Annotated in this window: 11 protein-coding genes; all 11 read left to right on the plus strand. The window is 69.8% G+C overall.

Annotation, left to right across the window (positions count from 1 at the left end):
* Nucleotides 1–805: 805 nt before the first annotated feature.
* From ACVKN3_RS01930 to ACVKN3_RS01980, 11 genes are read left to right on the plus strand one after another with little or no spacing between them, the layout of a single operon-like run.
* Entirely contained in the window at nt 806–7,513 is a 6,708-nt protein-coding gene (locus ACVKN3_RS01930; RefSeq protein ID WP_354512824.1) for an amino acid adenylation domain-containing protein, read from the plus strand.
* Complete coding sequence (locus tag ACVKN3_RS01935; RefSeq protein ID WP_354512822.1) at nt 7,510–13,881, plus strand: amino acid adenylation domain-containing protein; 6,372 nt, start codon at nt 7,510–7,512, stop codon at nt 13,879–13,881. Before ACVKN3_RS01930 ends, ACVKN3_RS01935 begins: the two co-directional genes overlap by 4 nt.
* Nucleotides 13,878–15,008 carry a glycosyltransferase family 2 protein gene (locus ACVKN3_RS01940; RefSeq protein ID WP_354512821.1) on the plus strand — a complete coding sequence of 377 codons (1,131 nt, stop codon included), beginning with the start codon at nt 13,878–13,880 and terminating at the stop codon, nt 15,006–15,008. Before ACVKN3_RS01935 ends, ACVKN3_RS01940 begins: the two co-directional genes overlap by 4 nt.
* Nucleotides 15,002–16,111, plus strand: coding sequence for a polysaccharide deacetylase family protein (locus tag ACVKN3_RS01945; RefSeq protein ID WP_354512819.1), 1,110 nt, complete (start codon nt 15,002–15,004; stop codon nt 16,109–16,111). The genes ACVKN3_RS01940 and ACVKN3_RS01945 overlap by 7 nt, the downstream gene beginning before the upstream one ends.
* Nucleotides 16,099–17,361 (plus strand): O-antigen ligase family protein, encoded by a 1,263-nt coding sequence (locus ACVKN3_RS01950; RefSeq protein WP_354512817.1) that lies wholly within the window; start codon nt 16,099–16,101, stop codon nt 17,359–17,361. Before ACVKN3_RS01945 ends, ACVKN3_RS01950 begins: the two co-directional genes overlap by 13 nt.
* On the plus strand, nt 17,358–18,713 hold the full coding sequence (locus tag ACVKN3_RS01955) for a phenylacetate--CoA ligase family protein (protein ID WP_354512815.1): 1,356 nt from the start codon (nt 17,358–17,360) through the stop codon (nt 18,711–18,713). Before ACVKN3_RS01950 ends, ACVKN3_RS01955 begins: the two co-directional genes overlap by 4 nt.
* Nucleotides 18,710–19,828: a glycosyltransferase gene (locus tag ACVKN3_RS01960; protein WP_354512814.1), complete on the plus strand. Its 1,119-nt coding sequence runs from the start codon at nt 18,710–18,712 to the stop codon at nt 19,826–19,828. Before ACVKN3_RS01955 ends, ACVKN3_RS01960 begins: the two co-directional genes overlap by 4 nt.
* A complete protein-coding gene (locus ACVKN3_RS01965) occupies nt 19,825–21,015 on the plus strand; it encodes a glycosyltransferase family 4 protein (RefSeq protein ID WP_354512812.1) in 1,191 nt (396 codons plus the stop codon). Before ACVKN3_RS01960 ends, ACVKN3_RS01965 begins: the two co-directional genes overlap by 4 nt.
* Nucleotides 21,012–21,650 carry a polysaccharide deacetylase family protein gene (locus ACVKN3_RS01970; RefSeq protein ID WP_036141047.1) on the plus strand — a complete coding sequence of 213 codons (639 nt, stop codon included), beginning with the start codon at nt 21,012–21,014 and terminating at the stop codon, nt 21,648–21,650. The genes ACVKN3_RS01965 and ACVKN3_RS01970 overlap by 4 nt, the downstream gene beginning before the upstream one ends.
* The gene (locus tag ACVKN3_RS01975; RefSeq protein ID WP_354512810.1) at nt 21,647–22,813 is read left to right on the plus strand and encodes a glycosyltransferase family 4 protein; all 1,167 of its coding nucleotides are present in this window, start codon (nt 21,647–21,649) and stop codon (nt 22,811–22,813) included. Before ACVKN3_RS01970 ends, ACVKN3_RS01975 begins: the two co-directional genes overlap by 4 nt.
* Complete coding sequence (locus ACVKN3_RS01980; RefSeq protein WP_354512808.1) at nt 22,810–23,979, plus strand: hypothetical protein; 1,170 nt, start codon at nt 22,810–22,812, stop codon at nt 23,977–23,979. Before ACVKN3_RS01975 ends, ACVKN3_RS01980 begins: the two co-directional genes overlap by 4 nt.
* Nucleotides 23,980–24,024 lie beyond the last annotated feature (45 nt).

Genomic DNA, 24,024 nt, shown 5'->3' on the forward strand with positions numbered 1-24,024 from the left:
CAACCCATCCAACGCGAACGAAGCCATGCGCCATAGGCAAGCGAGCTTTCCCAGCCACGAAGCGAAACCTGGCTCTTCGCTCTGCTCTTCCCACACGCACCCTCAGTCGTCGAAAGAGCCGGCGGGTGCCACCCTCGGGGTCGGTAGCCGCAGGCGAGGGATTCGAACGGACAAGGCCCGAAGGGGGCCGGCCAGGACGGCCGGCCATTTTTGCTGAGCCATGGATGGCGAATCAAAAATCCCCGTTCGAAGCCCGACCCGGATATGGCGCGGGTAGGAGCGCACGATGTGCGCGAATCAGGTACAGGGCCGCGGAGCGGCCCTTCCTTGACGGGTCGCCGCAGGCGTGGCCCCGAGGGTGGCACCCGCCGGCTCTTGCTCCAAGGCGCCCGAGCTCCAAGCCCCAACGCGATGCCGAAGGCGAGCCCTCCCCTGCAATCCGCGATGAGCCTTTTTTTTGCCTAGTTCAGAAGCTCACCCGGATGCCGATTGGCTGCTGTGAGAAACATCCACGCTGGCATACGGTATGAACTTCGGTTGGGCGGTGCGACTGACACGGCCGCCAAGCCTCGCCTTCCTCAAGTTCAAACGATAACCACCCACCGAGACAGGCGTCCACCAGGCGCCTTTTTCGTTGGTGCCATCGGCCGTTTGCACAGCCTGGCTAGGGCGCCGGTTGTATAGGCGGGCCCTTGCGCGGGGTCTATAAATATTCCCGGAAAGCGCAGCCAGGGAATCGCATGAAAACCGCCTCGACCGTCCGGCCTATGCCATCCCGCCAAGCGCGGGTGCACGGGGCCGTGCGATGACGCCGGAAACCGTGCATGGCCGCTTCGCCGACGTCGCCGCGGCACACCCCGAGCGTATCGCCCTGGCATCCGACGCCCTCTCCCTTACCTATGCCGAACTCGATGCGCGCAGCGACAACGTTGCCGCCGGGCTGGCACGTACCGGCGTGGCGCCGGGCGACTACGTGGCGCTGGTGATGGAACGCTCGGTGGGCGCGGTCGTTGCCTTGCTGGGGGTGCTGAAGGTCGGCGCGGCTTACCTCCCGCTGGACACGCGGTGGCCGGCGGAGCGGATCGCGTTCGCGTTGCGGGATGCGGGCGTGACGGCGGTGGTGGTGGATGCGGACGGCGAGGAACGTGAGTTTGCGTCGGTGCCGGTGACGACGGTGGAGACATTGCTGGGTTCCGCGGGCGGCGGGCCGGTGGCGGAACGCGACCAGGGTCGGTCCTGCCGCAGCGGCATCGAGGAAGCGGGCGGGGATCTGGCGTATGCGATGTATACGTCCGGATCGACGGGCATGCCCAAGGGCGTGCAGATCCGGCACGCGTCGATCCTGCGGCTGGTCGTCCATTCCGACTTCATCGACTTCGACGCGCCCAACGTGCTTCACGCGGCGCCGCTGGCCTTCGACGCCTCCACCTTCGAGATCTTCGCGCCACTGCTGAACGGCGGCACGTGCATCGTCCACGACGAGCGCGTGCCCACCGGCGGCGGCATCCGCCGGACCGTCGCCACACACGGCGCCGAGATCGCCTGGCTGACCGCCGCCCTGTTCAACGCGATCGTCGACGACGATGCACGCCACCTCGCGGGCCTGCGTTGCGTCCTGACCGGCGGCGAGGCGCTGTCGGTACCGCACGTGCGCAAGGCGCAGGCCGCGCTGCCGGACACCACGCTGATCAACGGCTACGGACCCACCGAGACGACCACGTTCGCCACCACCTATCGCATTCCACGCAACCTGCCCGACGACGCGGGCGCCATCCCGATCGGTCTGCCGATCGCCCAGACCTCGCTGCACGTCCTCGATACCGACGGCGCATCGGTGGCCGACGGCACCACGGGCGAGCTGTATATCGGCGGCGCCGGCGTGGCCCGCGGCTACCTGGGCCGGCCAGACCTCACCGCGGAGCGTTTCATCGCCTCGGAGCATGGCACGCTCTATCGCACGGGCGATCTCGTCCAGCGTCGGCCGGACGGCAACCTCGCCTTCGTCGGGCGCCTCGACGGCCAGGTGAAGATCCGCGGCTATCGCATCGAGACCGGCGAAGTCGACATCGCGCTACGTGGCCTGCCCGGCGTCGATGCGGCGGCGGTGGTCGCGCGCGACGACCGGGCCGACGAGCGACGGCTGGTGGCCTATTACGTAGCGCGCGACCCGGCGGTGACCGCCCACGCCCTGCGCGATGCGCTGGCCGTGCACCTGCCCGACTACATGCTGCCCGCGCGCTGGATGCGGCTGGATGCCTTGCCGGTGAACGACAACGGCAAGCTGGACCGCCATGCCCTGCCCGCCCCGGACGACTCGCGCCCCGAACTGGCCGCGGCCTATCTCGCCCCACGCGGCGATGTGGAGTCGCAACTGTGCACCCTCTTCGCCGAGGTGCTGGGCCTGGACCGCGTCGGCCGCGACGACAACTTCTTCGATCTCGGCGGCAGCTCCCTGCTCGCGACACGCGCCATCGCCCGCGTGAATGAAGACATTTCGCCCCTCCCGACACTGGTCGGTTTCTTCGCCCTGCCGACACCTGCCGCGCTCGCCGCGACCATCGAAGGACGCACCGCGGGCCCTTCCCGGGACGTGCGCCCTTCCGTGAGCGCGCCTGCGACGGGCCACGCCGTGGCCATCGTCGCCATGGCGGGCCGATTCCCGGGCGCGGCGGACATCGAGGCGTTCTGGGACAACCTCTGTGCCGGCCGCGAGTCGATTCGCTTTTTCGCGCCGGATGAACTCGATCCGGCGATCAGCGCCATCGAGCGCAACGATCCGGCTTACGTCGCCGCACGCGGCATCGTCGACGGCTGCGACCTGTTCGACGCCGGCTTCTTCGGCATGTCGCCACGCGAGGCCGAACTGACCGATCCGCAACAGCGCCTGTTCCTGGAACTGTGCTGGGAATGCATGGAACGCGCGGGGTATGTCCCCGATGCGCAGGACGTGCCGGTCGGCGTGTTCGGCGGCATGCACAACGCCACCTATTACCAGAAGCACATCAGCGGCCGCGCCGGCCTGATCGACAAACTCGGTGCCTTCCAGGTCATGCTCGGCAACGAGAAGGATTACCTGGCCTCCCGCGTCGCCCACAAGCTCAACCTCACCGGGCCGGCGATCGGCGTGAACACCGCCTGCTCCACGTCGCTGGTGGCGATCGTGCAGGCGCTGGACGCCTTGCGCGCCGGCCGTTGCGACATGGCGCTGGCGGGTGGCGCGTCCATCACCTGCCCGCCGCACAGCGGCTACCTGGCGCAGGAAGGTTCGATGCTGTCGCCGGACGGCCACACACGCCCGTTCGATGCCGAGGCCCGCGGCACGGTGTTCAGTGACGGCGCGGCCGTGGTGCTGCTCAAGCGATTGTCCGACGCGTTGCGCGACGGCGACCCCATCTACGCCACGTTGCGCGGTGGTGCCGTCAACAACGACGGGGCGGCCAAGGCCAGCTTCACGGCACCCAACGCCGCCGGACAAGCGGCGGTGATCGCCATGGCCCTGCGCGATGCCGGGGTATCGGCACGCGAGGTGTCCTACGTCGAGGCGCACGGCACGGCCACGCCACTGGGCGATCCGATCGAGATCGAAGGCCTGACACGCGCCTTCCGCGCCACCACGAACGACACGGGTTTCTGCGCCATCGGTTCGTTGAAGAGCAACGTCGGTCACCTGGTGATTGCCGCCGGCGCCGCTGGCGTCATCAAGACCGCACTGTCCCTGAGTGAACGCCGCCTGCCCGCGACGCTGCACTTCAAGGCGGCCCACGCACGACTCGACCTGGACGCCACGCCCTTCGTCGTGAACCGTACACTCCGCGCGTGGCCGAGCACGGGCCGCCTGCTGGCCGGCGTCAGCGCGTTCGGCGTGGGTGGCACCAATGCACACGTGATCCTCGAGGAGGCGCCCGCGCGGACACCGTCGGATGCCGCATCGGGCCCGCAGTTGCTGGCGCTGTCGGCTCGCACGCCCACCGCCCTGGCTGCCGCCGCGGAACGGTTGGCCGATCACCTCGCCGCGCACCCCGACGCCAACCTGGCCGACGTGGCCTGGACGCTGACCACGGGCCGCAAGGCCTTCGCCCAACGCACGCACGTGGTCGCGTCGTCACCCCAGGACACCGAAGCGAACCTGCGCGATATCGCCGCCGCCGGCCTTCGCGAACGCGACGGCGACGCATGCGGGGTGGTGTTCCTGTTTCCCGGCCAGGGGGCCCAGTATCCGGGCATGGGCCAGGCGTTGCACGCGAGCGAGCCGGTATTCCGCGCGGCGCTCGACGAGGTGTCCGCCGTCCTGCAGGGCGAGTTGGGTTTCGACCTGCGCGAGCGGATGTTCGCGACGGACACCGACGACCTGCGGGCGACCGCGTACCTCCAGCCCGCCACGTTCGCCCTCGAATACGCCCTGGCACGTCTTTGGATGAGCCTGGGTGTGATGCCCACTGCGATGATCGGGCACAGCGTCGGCGAATTTGCGGCGGCGGCGATCGCGGGCGTCATGTCGATGGCGGATGCCGCGCGCCTGGTCGCACGCCGCGGCCGGATGATGCAGTCGCTACCCGGCGGCGCGATGCTGTCGGTACGCCTGGGCGCCGATGAATTGCGGGCGCGGCTGCCGGACGAAGTGTCGCTGGCCGTGGAAAACGCGCCGAATGCCAGCGTCGTGGCCGGTACCAGCGACGCCGTGGAAGCCTTGCGCCGCGAACTCACTGCCGAAGGCGTGGCCTGTCGGCACCTCGCCACGTCGCATGCGTTTCACTCCGCGATGATGGAGCCGGTGTTGGAGGGCTTTCGCGCCGAGGTCGCCGGCATCCGCCTGTCGCCGCCGACGATGCCCATCGTCTCCACGCTCACCGGCGCCGCGTTGACGGCAGGGGAAGCCACGTCTCCCGATTACTGGGTACGCCACCTGCGCCACACGGTGCGCTTCTCGTCAGCCCTGCTCTACGCGCTGAACGACACCGGCACGGCCTTCCTGGAAGTGGGGCCGCGCACGATCCTGACCACGCTCGGGCACCAGCATACCCAGGCCCGTGGCCGGACCCTGGTCGCCAGCCTGACCGATACCCCGGCCGGCGAGCGGAAAGCCCTGCTCGATGCGGCCGGTACGCTCTGGAGCGCGGGCGTCCCCGTGGACCTGGCAGCGCTGGACCACCGTGCACAGCGCCGCCGCCTGCGCCTGCCGACCTACCCCTTCGAGCGCCAACGCCACTGGGTGGACGCGCCGCCTGCCGCGTCGATCGCCAGCCTGGTGGCCACGGTGGCCACGCCTTCCGAACCGATGTCCCCTCTGCCTCTGCCCGTGGAACACCCCATGTCGCTGCCCGCCTCCGTTTCTCCGCGTCACGCGCGTCTCGTCGGCGAACTCGTCGCCCTGTTCGAGGATGTCTCCGGCGCCGATATGGCGGGGGTCGATCCGGCGGCGCATTTCGTTGAACTAGGACTGGATTCGTTGTCCCTGACGCAGGTGGCGCTGCAGTTGCAGAGGGCTTATGCGCTGAAGGTGACGTTTCGCGAGCTGATGGACGGGTGTTCGTCGTTCGAGCGGCTGGCCGGTCACCTGGATCGGTTGTTGCCGGCGGAGGTTGCCGGCGTGGAGGTCGGCGCGGGATCGGGCGTTGCGGTGGGGGCGTCGCCCACATCGTGGGCTCCTACGACGGCCATGGTACCGGCGGGCGCACCGGTATCGGTGGCGGCAACCGTGTCGGTGGGGGTGTCGGCGGGTGGGGTGCAGGCGGTGATCGCGCAGCAGATGCAGTTGATGCGCGAGCAGTTGGCCTTGCTGGCGGGCGTGGAGGCGGCGGCGACGGTAACTGCCGTGTCGTCTACCGCCGGTAGTGATATCGGTGCTGGTGCTGCGGGTGCGGGTGTTGCGGGCGCAGGTACCGGTGCGACGGCGGCAAGGGCGCCGTCGACGCAGGGGACGCAGGGGACGCAGGCCGCGGCCAACGACGAAGAGGCCGCGCTGGCGCATACCTCGTACGACGTGAAGAAGGCATTCGGCGCCATCGCGCGCATCCATCACGGCGCCACGGAACTGAGTGCGCGGCAGCGCGCACGGCTGGATGCCTTCATGCAGCGCTACGTCGCGCGCACGGCGGCGTCGCGGGCGTATACGGAAGAACACCGCCCGCACCTGGCCGATCCGCGCGTGGTCAACGGGTTCCGCCCGCTGCTGAAAGATATCGTTTACCAGATCGTCATCGCACGGTCCAAGGGCGCTCACGTCTGGGACCTCGACGGCAACCGGTACGTGGACGCGCTGAACGGCTTCGGCATGAACCTGTTCGGCTGGCAGCCCGATTTCGTGCTGGACGCCGTGCGCCGGCAGCTCGACGAGGGCTACGAGATCGGGCCGCAGCACCCGCTGGCCGGCGTGGTAGCCCGGCAGGTCTGCGAGCTGACCGGCTTCGATCGCGCGGCGCTGTGCAACACCGGCTCCGAAGCAGTGATGGGTTGCGTGCGCGTGGCACGTACCGTGACTGGCCGCGACACGCTGGTGATCTTCACCGGCTCCTACCACGGCATCTTCGACGAGGTGCTGGTCCGCGGCACCAAGAAGCTGACCTCCGTGCCCGCGGCGCCCGGCATCCTTCGCAATACCGCCGAGCATGTCCTGGTGCTGGAGTACGGCACACCCGAATCGCTGCGCATCATTCGCGAGCGCGCGGCGGACATCGCCGCCGTGATGGTCGAACCGGTACAGAGCCGGCGTCCCGATTTCCAGCCCGTGGCATTCCTGCGCGAGCTGCGCGCGATCACCCGCGACGCGGGCGCGCTGCTGATCTTCGACGAGGTGGTGACCGGATTCCGGGCGCATCCACGCGGTGCGCAGGCCGTCCTCGGCGTCGATGCCGACATGGCCTCCTACGGCAAGGTGGTCGGTGGCGGCTTCCCGATCGGTGTCATTGCCGGTGCACGCCGTTTCATGGATGCACTGGACGGCGGCGACTGGCGCTATGGCGACGATTCCGTGCCGACCGTGGGCGTCACCTATTTCGCCGGCACGTTCGTACGACATCCCCTGGCGCTGGCCGCCGCGCATGCCGTGCTCGGTCACCTGGCCGACCAGGGCCCGGCGTTGCAGGCCACGCTCAACGCGAAGGTCGGCGCCTTCGCCGACGGACTCACGGCGTTCTGCGCCGATGTGGGCGCACCCATGCACGTGGTGCACTTCGCGTCGGTGTGGAAAACCGTCTTTACCGAGGACCACCCGCTGCAGGACCTGCTGTTCGCGATGATGCGCAGTCGCGGCATCCACATCCTCGACAACTTCCCGTGTTTCTTTACCACCGCGCACGACGAGGCGGACTTCGCTGCCATCGCCACGGCCTTCCGTGAATCGGTCCTGGAGATGCAGGAAGCCGGGTTCCTGCCACGCCGCCGCGACGCCACGGCCATGGACGCGGCCCGGCCGCCGGTGGCGGGAGCCCGTCTGGGTCGCGATCCCGACGGCAGTCCCGCGTGGTTCGTCCCCAACCCCGACACACCGGGCAAGTTTCTGAAGGTGATCGCATGATGCCGTACGAGCAGGCCGCCACCGCGGTCGATTACGACCCGTTCGCCGGCGACCCGCTGGCCTGCGTGCTGCCGACCACGCCGGCGCAGCGCGAGATCTGGCTGGCCTGCCAGCTGGAGCCGGAAGCCTCGCTGGCCTACAACGAGGCGGTGTCGCTGACCTTCAAGGGGGTGCTCGACATCCCCGCCCTGGAGGCCGCGCTCCACGACCTGGTCGAACGCCACGAGGCCTTGCGCGCCACGTTCGGCGACGACGGCGCGAGCATGTTCGTCGCTGTGCAGGCCACGCTGCCGCTGGTGAAGCACGACCTCTCGCTGCTGCAACCGTTCGAAAGCGATGCGCGCATCCAGACGCTGTTCTCGCAACGGGTGTCGACGCCGTTCGACCTGGAAAACGGCCCCCTCTTCCGCGCGGATATCGTCGACCTGGCCTCCGACTGCCACCTGCTGGTCCTGTGCGCCCATCACCTGGTCTGCGATGGCTGGTCGTTCGGCGTGATCGTGCGCGACCTGGCCGCGCTCTACGCGCGGCATGCCGGTCAGGCCCCCGGGCCGGACGACCGGCCGGAAGCACCCGACGCCTTCTCGGCTTTCGCCCATGCCGAAGCTGCCTACCTGAGCGCTCACGCCGCCGAAGACGATGCGCGCTACTGGCTGGAACGCTTCGCCACGCCACCGCCCGTGCTGGACCTTCCGGTGGACCACCCGCGACCGCGCTACCGCACGTTCGCCTCGCGTCGAGAGGACCGCCTGCTGGACCGCGCCGATGTGGATGCGATCCGCCGCCTCGGCGCGATGCACCGCGCCAGCTTCCACGCGACGCTGGTGGCCGGCTTCGCCGTGCTGCTGCGTCGGCTCGCCGGGCAGGACGACGTGGTGATCGGCATCCCGTCGGCGGGCCAGGCTGCCGATGGCCTCGATACGTTGGTCGGTCATGCCGTGAACGTGCTGCCGCTGCGCGCCCGCATCGGCGCGGAGGCACCTTTCGCCGAGGTGCTGGGTGGCGTGCGCGACGACCTGATGGATGCGTTCGACCACCAGCGCCATACGCTGGGCAGTCTGCTCGCCCGACTGTCGCTGGCCCGCGATCCGGCACGGCTGCCGCTGGTCGCGGTGCTGTTCAACCTGGACGCGCCGCTGGATGAAAGCACCGCCCGCTTCCCGCGCCTGCGTTACGACCTCGCCGCCGTGCCGCGCGAGTACGAGAACTTCGAGCTGTTCGTCAACGCCGTACCGGTGGACGGCGGCCTGCGCCTGGAATGCCAGTACAACGCCGACCTTTTCGACGGCGCCACCATCCAGGGCTGGCTGGATGCGTACGTCACCCTGTTGCGCCATGCCGCGCTCGCGCCGGACACGACGGCCGTCGCGCTGCCCGTGATCTCCGACGCCGTGTACCGCGAACTGGCCGGCCTGCAGCCTGCCCCCACGCCGTTTCCGGAACTGCGCCTGGCGCATGAGTTCTTCGAACAGCAATGCGACCGTACGCCCGAGCGGATCGCCGTGCGCCATGCGGACCGCACGCTCACCTACGCCGCGCTGGAATCGCGCTCCAACCGCATCGCCAACGCCCTGCGCGCCCGCGGCATCGGTCACGGCGCGCTGGTCGGACTGTCGCTCGGCCGCGGCTTCGACATGCTGGCCTCGCTGCTGGGCGTGCTCAAGTCGGGTGCCGGCTACGTGCCGCTGGACCCCGCGTTCCCTGCCGAGCGCCTGGCGTTCATGGCCGACGACGCCCAGCTGGCGGCACTGGTGGTCGACGATGCCGCTCCGCCAGCCTTCGCCATCGACGCGAGCCGCGTGCTTGCCCTGGGCGACGACGAGGTAGTGCACGCCTCGTTCGAGCGCCCGGAGCGCGATCGCCGCGCGGCCACGCCGGATTCGGTGGCTTACGTGATCTTCACCTCCGGTTCCACCGGGCGTCCCAAGGGCGTACGCGTACCGCACCGTGCAGCGGCCAATTTCCTCACCAGCATGCAACGCGTGCCGGGTATCGCACCGGACGACCGCCTGGTTGCCGTCACCACGCTCTCGTTCGATATCGCCTTCATGGAGCTGATGCTGCCGCTGACCAGCGGTGCCGAGGTGGTGATCGCCGGCCGCGACGACGTGCGCGACGGCGGCCAGTTGCGCCGCCTGATCGAGGAGGCCGACGCCACGATGATGCAGGCCACGCCGGCGGGCTGGCGCCTGCTGGTCGATGCAGGATGGCGTGGCCGGCCGGCCTTCCGCGCGGTGTCGGGCGGCGAGCCCCTGCCACTGGACCTGGCCGAGGCGCTGTTGGAGCGCTGCGGCGAGGTATGGAACGGCTACGGCCCCACCGAGACCACCGTGTATTCCACGTACTGGCGGGTGAACACCCCGCGTGACGGCATCTACATCGGCCGCCCGATCGCCAACACCACCGTGCATATCCTGGACGAGCACGGCAACCACTGCCCGCTGGGCGTGCCCGGCGAGATCCACATCGGTGGGGCGGGCGTCACACTCGGCTACCTGCGCCGGCCTGACCTGACCGCCGCGGCCTTCGTCACCGATCCGTGGTCGGAAGCGCCGGACTCGCGGATGTACCGTACCGGCGATCGTGGCCGCTGGACGTCCGCCGGACTGATCGAGCACCTGGGCCGCCTCGATTTCCAGGTGAAGGTGCGTGGTTACCGCATCGAGCCCGGCGAGATCGAAAGCGCGTTGACCGACCTGCCGGAGGTGGCGCGTGCCGTGGTCATGGCGCGCGAGGATCGCCCCGGCGACGTGCGGCTGGTGGCCTACGTCGTCGGTCGCGACGGTGGGATGCCCGACGAGGAATCGCTACGCTCGCGACTGCGCTCGCGACTGCCGGATTACATGCTGCCGCAGCATGTCCTCGCCCTCCCCGCCATTCCCCTGCTGCCCAACGGCAAGATCGACCGCGGTGCGCTGCCGCCGCCGATCGCCCGTTCGTGCGCCGCCCCCGGAACGCGCGTCGGGCCGCGCAACGACGACGAGCGGCGCGTGGCCGCGGCCATGGAAGCCGTGCTGGCCCTGCCCGGGCTCGACGTGCGCGACGACTTCTTCGCGCTGGGCGGACACTCGCTGCTGGCGGCCCAGCTCACCGCCACGTTGAACCGCGAATTCGGCGTGGCGCTGTCGTTCCGCACGTTGTTCGATGCGCCGAGCGTGGAACGCCTGGCCGCGACCCTGCGTGCACGGATCGACGCCGGCACCGCGCCGGTGGCCGAGCCGATCGCCCACCGCGACGACCAGACCCATGCACCGCTGTCGTTGATGCAGCACCGCCTGTGGGCACTCGAACGCATGCATCCCGGACGCGTCACCTACAACGCACCGTCGGCCCATCGCCTGCGCGGCCCGCTGGACGAAGACGCCTTCGCCATGGCGTTCCAGGCACTGGTGCAGCGGCAGCCGAGCATGCGCACCGCGTTTCGCACGCTCGGCGACGACGTGGCCCAGGTGGTCATGCCACGGCTGGACTACCCCCTGTTTCCCGCCGAAGACCTGCGCGACGTGCCGCACGACGCGCGCGATACCGTGCTGATGGCGCGCCTGCAGGCGCTGACCGATACCCCGTTCGACCTGGGCACGGCGCCCCTGTTCAGCGCACGGCTGTTCCGGCTGGCCGAGAACGAGCACGTGCTGTTCTTCATGCCGCACCACATCGTCTGGGACGGTTGGTCGTTCGATATCTTCGCCAACGAACTCGCCACGCTGTACCGCTGTTTTGCCGAGGGGGCCCCGTCGTCGCTGGCGGCACTGCCCGTGACCTACGGCGACTTCGCCACGTGGCATGCGCGATGGCTGCAATCGCCGGCCTTCGCCACGCAACTGGCCGCGTGGCGTGAACGGCTGGCGCGACGCGGCGACGTGCACGCGCTGCCCACCGACCAGCCGCGGCGTCCCGGCATGTCCGGACTGGGCCGCACCGAGTGGATACGCGTATCGCGCGAGCAGACCGATGCCATGTACGACGTGGCACGGCAGGCCGACGCCACGCTCAACATGGCCCTGCTCGCCCTGTACTTCGCCATGCTCGCCGGTTCCACCGGACGGAACGAACTGGTGGTGGGCACGCCCGTACGCGGACGCAACCACAGCGAGCTCGAAGCGGTCATGGGGTATTTCAACAACCTGCTGCCGCTGCACGTCACGATCGATCCGGCGCTGCCCTTCCTGGCCTTCGTGCGTGAAGTGCGGCGTACGGCGATCGATGCGTTCGGGCATCCGGACGTGCCGCTGGAATACCTGCAACGCGAGCTGACGGCCGTCCACGGCAGTGGCGCCGTGCTGTACCAGGCGCTGTTCTCGTTCCAGGACGGGCGCCAGCGCGCGGCGGACTGGGGTGGCCTGGCACACGAGCAGATCCTCCTGTTCCAGAGCGGGGCCACCGAAGACCTGGGCCTGTGGTTCCTGGAAAGCCAGGCGGGACTCGTCGGCGGCGTGACCTACAACGCGGACCTGCTGGAGGCCGACACCGCGTGCCGCATGCGGGAGCGCTACCTCGCCATGCTGCGTCGGGTGATCGACGACCCCGGCCTCACACTCGGCGAGTTGACCGCCGCCACGCCGGCCGAGCGCGAATGCATGCGGGCCTGGCAGGGGCGCGACACGGCGGTCGAGCCGCCGCGCGATCTCCACGGCATGATCCAGGCCACGGCCACGGCGATGCCGCACGGCGTGGCGATCGAGCACGGTACGCGGCGCATCGGCCACGCGGCGCTGCAGGAGCGTGCCGGGCGCATGGCGACACGGTTGCGCGAGCGTGGTGCCGGCGACGGTGGCGTCGTCGGTCTGTGCGTCGAGCGCGGTATCGACCGCATCGCCGCCCTGCTCGCCATCGGCATGACCGGGGCCACGGCGTTGCTGCTCGACCGCGACGATCCCGCCGCCTTCCTGCGCGATGGCCTGGCCGATGCACACGCCACGGTGATGGTCGGCGACGCGGGCCTGCAGGCCCTGCTCGACTGGCCCAAAACATGCGCGGTCTGGCTGGATACCGACACCCCGTGGCTGGCCGAGGTCGACGCCCCCACCGCGCACGGCGGCGCCTTGCCGGACATGGCCGACGTCGCCTTCCAGACGCACGATGCAGAGGGCAAGGCCGTCGGTGCGGCGCTGTCGCAGCGCACGCTGGGGCATCTCGTGCAGTCGCTCGGGGATGCCCTGGGCGTGCACGCCGGCATGCGCCTGGGCGGCGATGCGTTGCCGGGCGATCCGCTCTCGGTACTGGGCCCGCTGATGGCGCTGGCCAGCGGCGCCACCTGGGTCGAGATGGGTACGAGCGAGGCCGCTGCGGGTCGTCTGGACGCCATGGACCTGTGCATCGCCACGCCGGAAACCTGGCATGCGCTGCTCGCCGGCGGCTGGCAAGGCGATGCCGGACTGCGCGCGGTGATCGTCGGCGGCTCGTCCACGGCGGAGTTGACCACGCGCGTGGCGAAGGCCTCGGCCGGTGTGTGGATGCTGTTCGGCGACCCGACCGTGGCGCCCGTCATCACCTGCGGCGCGCTGGACGCCGCGGCGGACACGCTGCACCAGGGCCTCACCCTCGCCCACGGCGAGGCCTGGATTCTCGACGTCCATGGCGAGCCGGCACCGATCGGCGCCGCAGGCGACCTCGCCGTGGGCGGCCGGTTGCTGGCCATGCCGTTCGGTCAACGCGCCCGTACGGCGCGACGCAGCGCGGAAGCGGGCCTCGTGCGCACGGGATACCGCGGACGCTGGCTGAGCGGGGGCCGCCTGCAGGTCCTGGACCGCGACGACCGCCGCCTGCGCTGCCACGGCATGGACGTGCAGCCCTGCGCGCTGGAAGCGATCGCGCTGCGCGAGCCGGGCGTGGTCCGGGCCATCGCCGTGCCGCGTCACGAGCCGGGTGGTATCGCCCGGGTCGAACTGCACGTGGTGGCGGCCCCGGGACGGCGTCCGGATGCCGACGCGGTGCGTACCGCGCTGGCCGCCTCGTTGCCGGCCTGGGCGATGCCCGACCATGTCCACGTGCTGGACACCCTACCCACCCTGGCCACCGGTGAACCCGATCTCGCGGCACTGGCCGTGCACGACGAGGCCGCCATGGCCGCTCCCGACGACGACACCACGCCCCACACGGAGACAGAGCGCCTGCTCGCCGGCATCTGGCAGGAGCTGCTGGGTACGCGCCGCATCCGCACCAGCGACAATTTCTTCGACGTCGGCGGGCACTCGCTGCTCGCGGTGGACATGGCGCATCGCGTGCACACGCTCAGCGGCGTGCAGCTCAACCTGCTGGACGTGGCCAACGGCACGCTGGGCACTTTGGCCGCCGAGATGGCCGCCGCGCCACGCGTGGCCGCCACCCAGCGCCGTGGCCTGTTCAGCCGCCTCATGGGTCGGCCATGAGCCACCTCGCCTGGATCGTCTGCTGGGTATCGGCGGGCGTGCTGGTGCATACGTTCGCCGGCTATCCGCTGCTGGTCTGGCTGCAGGCGCGTGTGCGGCCACGCCCGGTGGCACGCGAGGCCATCCTGCCCACGGTGAGCATCGTGCTCGCCGTGCATGACGGCGCCGCCTTCATCGAGGCGAAGCTGGCCAACCTGCAACGACTGGACTACCCCGCCGCCCTGGTAGACATCGTCGTCGCCTGCGACGGTTGCCACGATGCCACGGCCGCCCTGGCCCGCCGCTCGACCCACACCCGCCTGGCCGTGCTGGATTTCCCCAACCGTCGGGGCAAGGCGGCCTGCCTCAACGACGCCGTGGCGATCACGCGTGGCGACGTGCTGCTGTTCACGGACGTGCGCCAGCGGCTGTCGCCCGTGGCACTGCGGGAACTGGTCGCCAACCTGGCCGATCCCACCGTGGGCGCCGTGGGTGGCGAACTGCACATGGAGCACGTCCGCACGGGCTTCGCCCAGGGCGTGGATGCCTACTGGCGCTACGAGAAGGCGATCCGTCACGCGGAAGCGCTGTCCGGCTCCACCGTGGGCGTCAGCGGTGCGCTGCATGCCATGCGCCGCAGCCTGTTCTCGCCGTTGCCGCCCGGCACCGTGCTCGACGACGTGCTGTTGCCGATGCGGGTGGCCGCGCAGGGCATGCGCGTGGTCTTCGAGCCGAAGGCCATGGCCTGGGACCGGCCCTCACAGGAGCCCGCCGACGAGCGCCGGCGCAAGATCCGCACCCTGGCCGGTAATTTCCAGCTGGTGCAGCTGGCGCCCTGGCTGCTGCTGCCCTGGTCCAACCCGCTGTGGTTCCGCTTCGTCAGCCACAAGCTGCTGCGCCTGATGGCGCCGTGGCTGATCGTGGCGCTTGCCGTGAGCACCGGCGCGCTGGCGACACGCCACCCCATGTACGCGGTGGCGTTCGGCAGCTTGCTCGGCGGCGGCGTGCTGCTGGTACTGACCCGCTGCCTGCCACCGCTGGGCCGCTGGCTGCCGCTGCGCATCGCGCTGGCGTTCTTCTACCTCAACCTCTTCGCGGCGCAGGCCCTGTTGGCCTTCGCCCGCAACCGAAGGCTGCATTTATGGTGACCGATATGCCCGTCCGTGGCGCCCCCGGCATGCGTGGCCGTCTGGGAGAACTGTGCTATTCCAGTGGCCTGCTGACGCCGCTGCAACGTGTGCGCGCCTGGTGGCAACGCGACCTGCGCATCCTGGCCTATCACCGCGTGATGCCACTGCCGGACCCGGCTACGTACGCGTTCGACATGGAACTGATCAGTACGCCGCCGGAAGAATTCCGCGAACAGATGCGCTGGATCGCGCGGCACTTCCGGCCGATGCGGCTGACCGACATCGTCGAGGCGCTGGATGTGGGCGAGGTGCTGCCGCCGGACACCGTCGCGGTGACCTTCGACGACGGTTACGACGACAACTACCATGTCGCCGCGCCTATCCTGGACGAGGTGGGCGTACCCGCCACGTTCTTCGTCTCCACCGGGCACCTCGACAGCGGGCGTCCCTATGGCTACGACTGGCTGGTGCACATGATCCTGGTCACCGCTGCGCCGCGGCTGGAGCTGCCCGAACTGGGCATCGACATCGCGCTGCCGCCGGACCGCGACTCGCGTCGACGCATTGCCGGCAACGTGCTGCTGCGCATGAAATGGCTGGACGCGCTGGCGCAGACGGCCATGACCGAACGCCTCGAACACGAGTGGAACCTGCCTTCGGTCGACGCGCGTCCGGCCGCGTGCCGGCCCATGACCTGGGACCAGGCCCGCGAGATGAGCGGCGCCGGTTTCGAGTTCGGTTCGCACGGCGTGCAACACCGCATGCTGGCCCGACTACCGCAGGACGTGATGGAACGCGAGATCCGCGAATCCAAGGCCACGCTGGATCGCGAGCTGGGCACGCCGTCCATCCTGATGTCGTATCCCGTGGGCGGCGACCGCGCCTACAGCGACGCCGTGATCGCGGCCACGCGCAACGCGGGTTTCCGGCTGGCCTGCAGCTATGTCTGCGGCACCAATCCCGAGCCCGGCGTCAACCGCTATGCGCTGAACCGCCTGCCGGTGGAAGCGAACATGGGCCCCGGCTGGTTCGCCGCGATGCTGGCCCTGCCGCGACTGATGAGTTACCCAACGACCCGCCACGAAGCCCATCCGCCACAGGCGCAGCCATGTTCGCGCTGATCCTGGTCTATGTCGTACTCACGATCATCCGCCCGCAGGACTATGTGCCCGGCCTGGACGCCGTGCCGATCCTGCCGGTGGTCCTGCTGCTGGCCTTCACCTGCTGGCTGGCCTCACGCGAGAAGACCTTCCAGGCGCCGCAGTTCATCATCCTGCCGGTCTTCCTGCTGGTCCTCATGGTCTCGGAAGTGGCCAACGGCTGGACCGGCGGCGCACTGGACGAACTGGCACGCTTCGGCCCCGCTGTCATCGCGTTCTTCGTGCTCGGCGCCGCCTGCCGCACGCAGCAGCGTGTCCGCACGGCCATGGCCGTCTTCGTCGTCTGCGCGGTGGTGCTGGCGCTGCACGGCGTGGAACAGGCTGGCACTGGCGTGGGCTGGACCGGCACCCCCATCGGCGAGGGCGGGCGCATCCAGTACGTGGGCATCTTCAACGACCCCAACGACCTGGGCCTGCTGTTCGCCGCCACCCTGCCCATGGCCGTGTTCCTCGGTCGGCGCGGCGGCGGCATCCTGCGCCTGGCCTGGCTGGCCGCGGCGGCCCTGCTGCTCTACGGCATCCTGCTGACCAACTCGCGTGGCGCCATGCTGGCCGTGCTGATCGTGGCCGGCGGCTATGTGTGGTATCGGCGCGGCATGGCGGTAGCCGGCGTGCTCGGCGTGCTGGGCCTCACCGTGATGAAACTGCTGTCCTCGCGCATGGACGAACTGGACGCCGGCGAGGAATCCGCGGCCGGGCGTGTGGACGCCTGGTATGCCGGGCTGGAGATGTTCCGCGATCATCCGATCCTCGGCGTGGGGGCCGGCAACTTCACCGAATACAACGAACTGACCGCACACAACTCGTTCGTGCTGGTGATCGCCGAGACCGGCTTCGTCGGCTTCGTGCTGTGGCTGGCCTTCGTCGGCTACGGCTTCTGGATGATGCTGACGATCGTGCGCCATGTACGCCCCACCGGCGACGATGCGGCGACGACAGCGGCCTGGGCCACGGAGCGGCAGATGGCGCTGACCCTGCTGCTGTCGCTGTGCGGGCTATTCGCCGCCGCGTTCTTCCTCAGCCGCAGCTACATGATCGTGATGTACCTGATCGCCGCCATGGTCGCCGGCTACTACGTCGGCGCCCGTGCGCGCTGGCCCGGGCTGCCGCTGTTCCGGCTGTCCGACGGCGGCTGGCGCTGGGTGCCCGCCGCCATGGGCACCATCGCCGGCTTCTTCGTCCTGGTCGCCGTGCTGTTGAGGACCGTATGAGCACCGCGTACGAAGCCCTGCTGCGCCACGTGGTGTGGCCCGCGTACGAGGGTGGCCTGCGCCGCCGCGATACGCCGCGCTACATGCGTGCCTACGAACGCGAGCAATGGCTCGCGCCCGAGCGGATCGAGGCCTTGCGCCTGGAACGCCTGCGCGCGCTGATCGACTGGTGCTGGCGCGAGGTGCCCTACTACCGCCGACGCTGGGCCGAACTGGGCATGCAACCCGGCGACATCCGCAGCCTGGACGACTTCGCCCGCCTGCCCGTGCTGACCAAGGCGGACATCCGTGCCAACGCCGACGACCTCAAGGCCACCTCGCTGAAGGCCGGGCTGGGTTACAAGACCACCGGCGGGTCCACGGGCGAGCCGCTGCGTTTCGGCTTCACGCGCGAGAGCAACGACCGCCGCGTGGCGGTGATGTGGCGCGGCTACGGATGGGCCGGCTCACGCATGGGCCGGCGCACGCTGTTCCTGTGGGGCGGCGCGGTCGGGCAGACCTCGACCGCACATCGCGTGAAGGATCGCCTCTACAACGCGGTGTTCGCGCGTCGCCTGCTCGACAGCTTCCACATGAGCGAACACAACCTGGCCGGCTATGCCGACGCGATCGACGCGTACCGCCCCGAGGTGATCGTCGGCTACGTGGGCCCGCTGGTACGGCTGGCCGAATGGCTGCTGGCCACGGGTCGCCGCGTGGCGCGTCCGGTGTCCGTCATCGGTGCGGCCGAGGCGCTGCACCCGTTCCAGCGTGACCTGATCGAGCGCGCGTTCGGCGCGCCCACCTACAACACCTACGGCTGCCGCGAATTCATGCTGATCGCCGCCGAGTGCGAACACCGCGACGGGCTTCACGTCAATGCCGATCACCTGCTCGTCGAGACACTGGTGGACGGTCGGCCCGTGCACCAGGGCAGCGGCGAGGTGACGATCACCGACCTGTTCAACCGCGGCATGCCCTTCATCCGCTACGTCACCGGGGACATGGCCACCCACGCCACGCATCGCTGCGCGTGCGGTCGCGGCCTGCCCCTGCTGGCCTCCGTGGACGGGCGCACGCTGGATGCCATCCGCACGCCGGCGGGCCACGTGCTGCCCGGCGAATTCTTCCCGCACATGATGAAGGACGTGCCGGGCGTGACGCGGTTCCAGCTGGTGCAGCGGCGGCTGGACCGGCTCGACCTGGCCATCGTGCGCGGCCCGGGCTTCGACGAGGCCTCGCTCGACTACATCCGCCGGGAAGTGCGCAAGGTGCTGGGCGACAGCGCGCAGCTGCAATGCCACTTCGTCGACGACATTCCCCTCACGCGCAGCGGTAAGCGGCGCGTCACCATTTCGGAGCTGGCCTCGTGAACATCAGCCATGTCGTGGAAAACCTCAACCGTGGCGGCCTCGAGCGCATGGTGATCGACCTGGTCAGGGAACAGCATCGGCTGGGCCACCGGGTGCAGGTCATCTGCCTGTTCGAGGCGGGCTCGCTGGCCGGCGAACTGGCCGCCATCGGCGTGCCGGTGCACGCGTGCGACAAGCGGCCGGGACCGGACCTGCGCGCGTTGCGCCGCGTCCGCCGGCAGCTCACCGCGCACGCCACCGAGGTCATGCACACCCATAACGCCGTGGCCCACTACCAGGCCGTACTGGCCAGCACCGGCCTGGGCATCCGCCAGGTGGTGAACACGCGGCACGGCATGGGCGGCGCCAACCGCAAGGGCGGCCGCCGCGAGTGGCTGTTCCGCCGCGCGCTGGGCGCTACCGACGCCGTGGTCGCCGTGTGCGAGGCTGCGCGTCAGGATGCCGTGCGCCGTGGCGTGTCACCCGCGAAGAAGACCTGCGTGGTGCCCAACGGCATCCGGCTGGAAGGCTTCGACGTCGCCTCCGACACCATGCACGAGCGGCTGACGCGACGGCTCAACGTTCCCGCCGGCACCCGCATCATCGGCAACGTGGGCCGGCTCAACTGGACCAAGGACCAGGCCGGCCTGATCCGTGCCTTCCGCATCGTGCACCACAAGCGACCGGACACCGCGCTGGTGCTGATCGGCGACGGGGCGTTGCGCGATACCCTGCGCGCCTGCGCCTTCGACGAGGGCGTGGCCGGCTGCGTGCACTTCCTGGGCGACCGCGACGACGTGCGTGAACTGCTGCAGGGGCTGGACCTGTTCGCCCTGTCGTCGGTCACCGAAGGTTATTCCATGGCCTTGCTGGAAGCCTGTGCGACCGGCCTGCCCATCGTGGCGACGAACGTCGGCGGCAACGCGGAGATCGTGCGCGACGGGAGCACGGGCTGCCTCGTACCGGCCTGCGATCCGCCCGCGCTGGCCGAGGCGATGCTGCGCCTGCTCCATGAGTCGCAACGTGCCGCCCGGCTCGGGCGCGCCGCGCGCACCTGGGTGGAAGCCCACGGCTCGCTCGGCGCCATGGCGTCTCGCTATGGACAGCTGTACTTCGGCGGCGCGGCCGCCGCGTGAAGATCCTCGTCCTGACCAACCTTTTTCCCACGCCTTGGGACCCGCGGCGTGGCACCTTCAACCGCCAGCAGTTCCAGCGCCTGGGCCAGCGGCACACCGTGGACGTGCTGACCGCAGTGGATTTCCGCGAGCGCCGTGGCCCTCGCGTCGCCACCGGTGTGAGCGGGCTCGGCGAAGACTGCTTCACCTTCTACCACCCGCCAGGCATCGGTCGCTTCCTCAACGCGCTGTGCTTCTTCGCCTGCGTGATGTGGCAACGCGGCCGCGCGTTGCGGGCCGCACGCTACGACGTGCTGCTGGCCAGCTGGGCGTTCCCGGATGCGGTGGCCGGCGGATGGGTGGCGCGGCTGCTCGGCATTCCCTACGTGGTCAAGGTGCATGGCAGCGACCTCAACGTGCAGGCGGCATCGCTGCTGCGCCGCATGCAGATCCGTCCGGCGCTGCGCGACGCGGACGCGGTGGTCGCGGTCAGCGGCGCGCTGGCGACGCGTGCCGTCGCGCTGGGCGCGCGCGCCGACGCCGTGGAAACCCTCTACAACGGCGTGGACACCGCCGTGTTCCATCCCGGCGACCGCGACCAGGCACGCCAACGCCTGGGCCTGCCCACGCAAGGAAGGATCGTCCTGTTCGTGGGCAACCTGAAGGCGGCCAAGGGGTGCCTCGACCTGCTCGACGCGTTTGCCCAGGTCGCCCGCGTCCACGACGACGCCTGCCTGGTGTTCGTCGGCGACGGCGCGGAACGCCACGCCCTGCCGCGTCGCGCCGCGTCGCTCGGCTGCGCTTCCGCCCTGCGCATGATCGGCGCCGTGGACCATGCGGCCACCGCCGACTGGTTCCGCGCGGCCGACCTGCTCTGCCTGCCCAGCCACAACGAAGGCGTGCCCAACGTCGTGCTGGAAGCCATGGCCTGCGGTACCCCGGTGGTGGCGACACGCGTCGGCGGCGTTCCCGAGGTGCTGCCGGCACATGCGGGCAGCCTCGTCGCACCGCACCGACCGGACACACTGGCCGTCGCACTGTGCGATACGCTGGCGCGGCCGTTCGACACCGCGGCGATCGCTGCCCACGCCGCGCGCTTCCGCTGGGACGACAACATCGACCGGCTCGACCGCATGCTGCTGAACGCGGTCGCCCGCCATGCCGCCCCCTCCACCGAACGTGCCGACCGGCTGCCCCCGACCCTATGACCTGGAAACCGAAAAAACACGAGCTGCTCGGCCTGCTGCCGGATGCCCTCGTGTCCACCCGCCACCGCGGCGCTTCGTTGCGCTACCTCAGTTTCGACGATGGCCCGGAGCCGGCGCACACGCCCGCCCTGCTCGATACGCTGGCGCGGCACGGCGTCAAGGCCAGCTTCTTCCTGGTCGGCGAGAAGATCGAACGGCACCCGGAGATCGTCCGGCGGATCGTCGACGAAGGCCACATGATCGGCAATCACTCGTACAGCCACTGGTCGTTCCGGCGCATGAGCCTCGGCAGGCAACTGGACGAGGTGTACCGCACCGATGCCCTGCTACGTCGGTTCGACCAACGCCCCCATCACCGCATGCGTCCCCCCAGCGGCTACGTGGGTGCCGGGCTGCTGCTGCACTTCGCGCGCCGCAAGCGCAACCTCGTGTACTGGTCATACGACAGCCTCGACTACCAGGATGCCCCCGTCGATGCACTGGTGGCACGCTTGCGCGACACGCCGCCCGCCCCCGGCGACATCGTGCTCATGCACGACGACGCCGACAAGGCTCGCCAGGCGCTGGACGTGATGCTGCCGGAATGGATCGACGGCGGATTCCGTTTCGCCGCGCTGGAAGGTGACGCGCCATGAAGATCCTCTATCACCACCGTACGCGCGGGCGTCATGTCGAGGGCGTGCACATCCGCGGCATCGTGCAGGCGCTTCGCGAGCTGGGCCACGACGTCGCGGTGATGTCGTTCCCCGGCGCCGACCCGGAACGCGAGGAACACGCGGCCACGGCGGCCGGCCGGGGACGCGTCGCCTCGATGGTCACGCGGCTGCCGGGCATCGTCTTCGAGGTGTTCGAACTGCTCTATAACGTCGTCACCCTGTTCCGCATGACCCGGGCCTGGCGCGTCGCGCGTCCGGCGCTGGTCTACGAGCGTTATTCGCTGTTCCTGTTCGCCACCGTCTGGCTCGCGCGTCGTCGAGGCATACCGCTGGTGCTGGAAATCAACGACTCCGCGCTGGTCGATCGCGTGCGGCCGCTCGTCATGACGCGCCTGGCGCGTCGCATCGAAGGCTGGTGCCTGCGCCATGCGAGCGGACTGGTGTTCATTTCCACGTATTTCCTCGATACCGCGCGCCGCGCATACGGTGACATCGCCCCCTCGGTGGTATCGCCCAATGCCGTGGACCTGCCGCGCTTCGACCCGTCGCGGTTCGACGTGGCCGCGCTGCGCGCGGAACGCGGGCTCACCGGTCGCGTCGTCTGCGGTCACATCGGCGCGTTCGCGCACTGGCATGGCGTGGACGGTTTCGTGGAGGCCATCGCCGGCCGCCTGGCCGACGTCCCCGAACTCGCGCTGGTGTTCGTCGGCGACGGCAAGACCCTGCCGGCGGTGCGCGAACTGATCGCCGCGCGCGGGTTGAGCGACCGCGTGCTATTGCCCGGGCGCGTACCGCATGACGAGGTGGCTGGCTGGATCGCCTGCATGGACTACGCCGTGCTGCCCAACTCCAACGCGTACGGATCACCAATGAAGCTGTTCGAATTCATGGGCATGGGCGTGGCCGTGGTCGCGCCGGACTATGCGCCGGTCGCCGAGGTGATCGCCGACGGCCGCACGGGCTGGCTGTTTCCGCGCGGCGACGACGCCGCCTGCGTCGAGCGCGTGCTCACGCTGGCCCGACTCGCGGCGGAGCGGCAACGCGTGGGCAGCGCCGCCCGCGCCTACATCGCCAGCGAACGGCAATGGCGCAACAACGCCGAACAGCTGCTTACGCTGGTGCCGGCGGGAGCCGCCGCATGATCGTCCTGGCATGCCTTCTCCTCCTCGTGCTGCTAGCCGCCGCGGGCCTCACGCTGGGCATCCGCGCGCGCAACATGCAGTACTGGCTGTGGGGTTACCTCACCCGGCGCAAGCCGCCGAAGGTCGACGGCCCGGTGCACGTGATGTTCTGCTTCGTCGATCACTTCGAGCCCAACTGGGGCCGCGTGGACATGGCCACGCAGCGCCGCCGGGTCGATCGCTGGTGCACCGACTACCGCGCGCTGGCCGGACGCCACCGCGACGCGGACGGCCGCATGCCGCAGCACACCTTCTTCTATCCGGAGGAGGAATACGTGGAGGAACACCTGGACAAGCTGCAGTCGCTGTGTGCCGACGGCCATGGCGAAATCGAGATCCACCTGCACCACGACAACGACACCGAAGCCAACTTCCTCGCCACCATGGATCGCTTCAACCGGCTCCTGCACGAACGCCACGGCGCGCTGCCCCGCGATCCGGTCACCGGCCAGCTGCGCTTCGCCTTCATCCACGGCAACTGGTGCCTGGACAACTCGCGTGCGGACGGCCGCTGGTGCGGCATCAACAACGAACTGTTGCTGCTGCGCCAGCTGGGCTGCTACGCCGACTTCACCCTGCCCTCCGCGCCCAGCGATACGCAGACGCGCATGTCCAACGCCATCTACTACGCCACCGACGACCCCCACCGCTGCAAGTCGCACGACACCGGCGTGCCGATGCGCGTGGGCGGCACGCCCAGTGGCGACCTGCTGATCATCCAGGGACCGCTGGGCCTGAACTGGAAGGATCGCCGCTTCGGCATCGTCCCCCGCATCGAGAATTCGGACGTACGCAAGGGTTGCCCCCCGACGCCGTCACGCATCGACCAGTGGGTGGATACCGGCATCCACGTCGAAGGCCGCCCCGAATGGGTGTTCGTCAAGGTGCACACCCACGGCACCCAGGAACGTGACATGGACACCCTGCTGGGTGCCCCCGCCGACGCCATGCACGACTACCTCGAGCGCGTCTACAACGACGGCGTGAACTACGTCCTGCACTACGTCACCGCCCGCGAGATGTACAACATCGCCAAGGCCGCCGAAGCCGGCCGCACCGGCAACCCCCATGCCCACCGCGACTTCGAACTCCCCCCACCCCAAACCCAAACGCCCCCTCCCTTGTAGGAGCCCACGATGTGGGCGATTGTCCAACCGCCCCCCATCCTCTAG

This window comes from Luteibacter sp. PvP120, from assembly GCF_054055715.1.

Coding starts and splice junctions, on each gene's coding strand:
- ACVKN3_RS01980 (WP_354512808.1), top strand. CDS start 22,810: ATGATCGTCCTGGCATGCCTTCTCCTCCTCGTGCTGCTAGCCGCCGCG.
- ACVKN3_RS01975 (WP_354512810.1), top strand. CDS start 21,647: ATGAAGATCCTCTATCACCACCGTACGCGCGGGCGTCATGTCGAGGGC.
- ACVKN3_RS01950 (WP_354512817.1), top strand. CDS start 16,099: ATGTTCGCGCTGATCCTGGTCTATGTCGTACTCACGATCATCCGCCCG.
- ACVKN3_RS01935 (WP_354512822.1), top strand. CDS start 7,510: ATGATGCCGTACGAGCAGGCCGCCACCGCGGTCGATTACGACCCGTTC.
- ACVKN3_RS01930 (WP_354512824.1), top strand. CDS start 806: ATGACGCCGGAAACCGTGCATGGCCGCTTCGCCGACGTCGCCGCGGCA.
- ACVKN3_RS01955 (WP_354512815.1), top strand. CDS start 17,358: ATGAGCACCGCGTACGAAGCCCTGCTGCGCCACGTGGTGTGGCCCGCG.
- ACVKN3_RS01945 (WP_354512819.1), top strand. CDS start 15,002: ATGGTGACCGATATGCCCGTCCGTGGCGCCCCCGGCATGCGTGGCCGT.
- ACVKN3_RS01940 (WP_354512821.1), top strand. CDS start 13,878: ATGAGCCACCTCGCCTGGATCGTCTGCTGGGTATCGGCGGGCGTGCTG.
- ACVKN3_RS01970 (WP_036141047.1), top strand. CDS start 21,012: ATGACCTGGAAACCGAAAAAACACGAGCTGCTCGGCCTGCTGCCGGAT.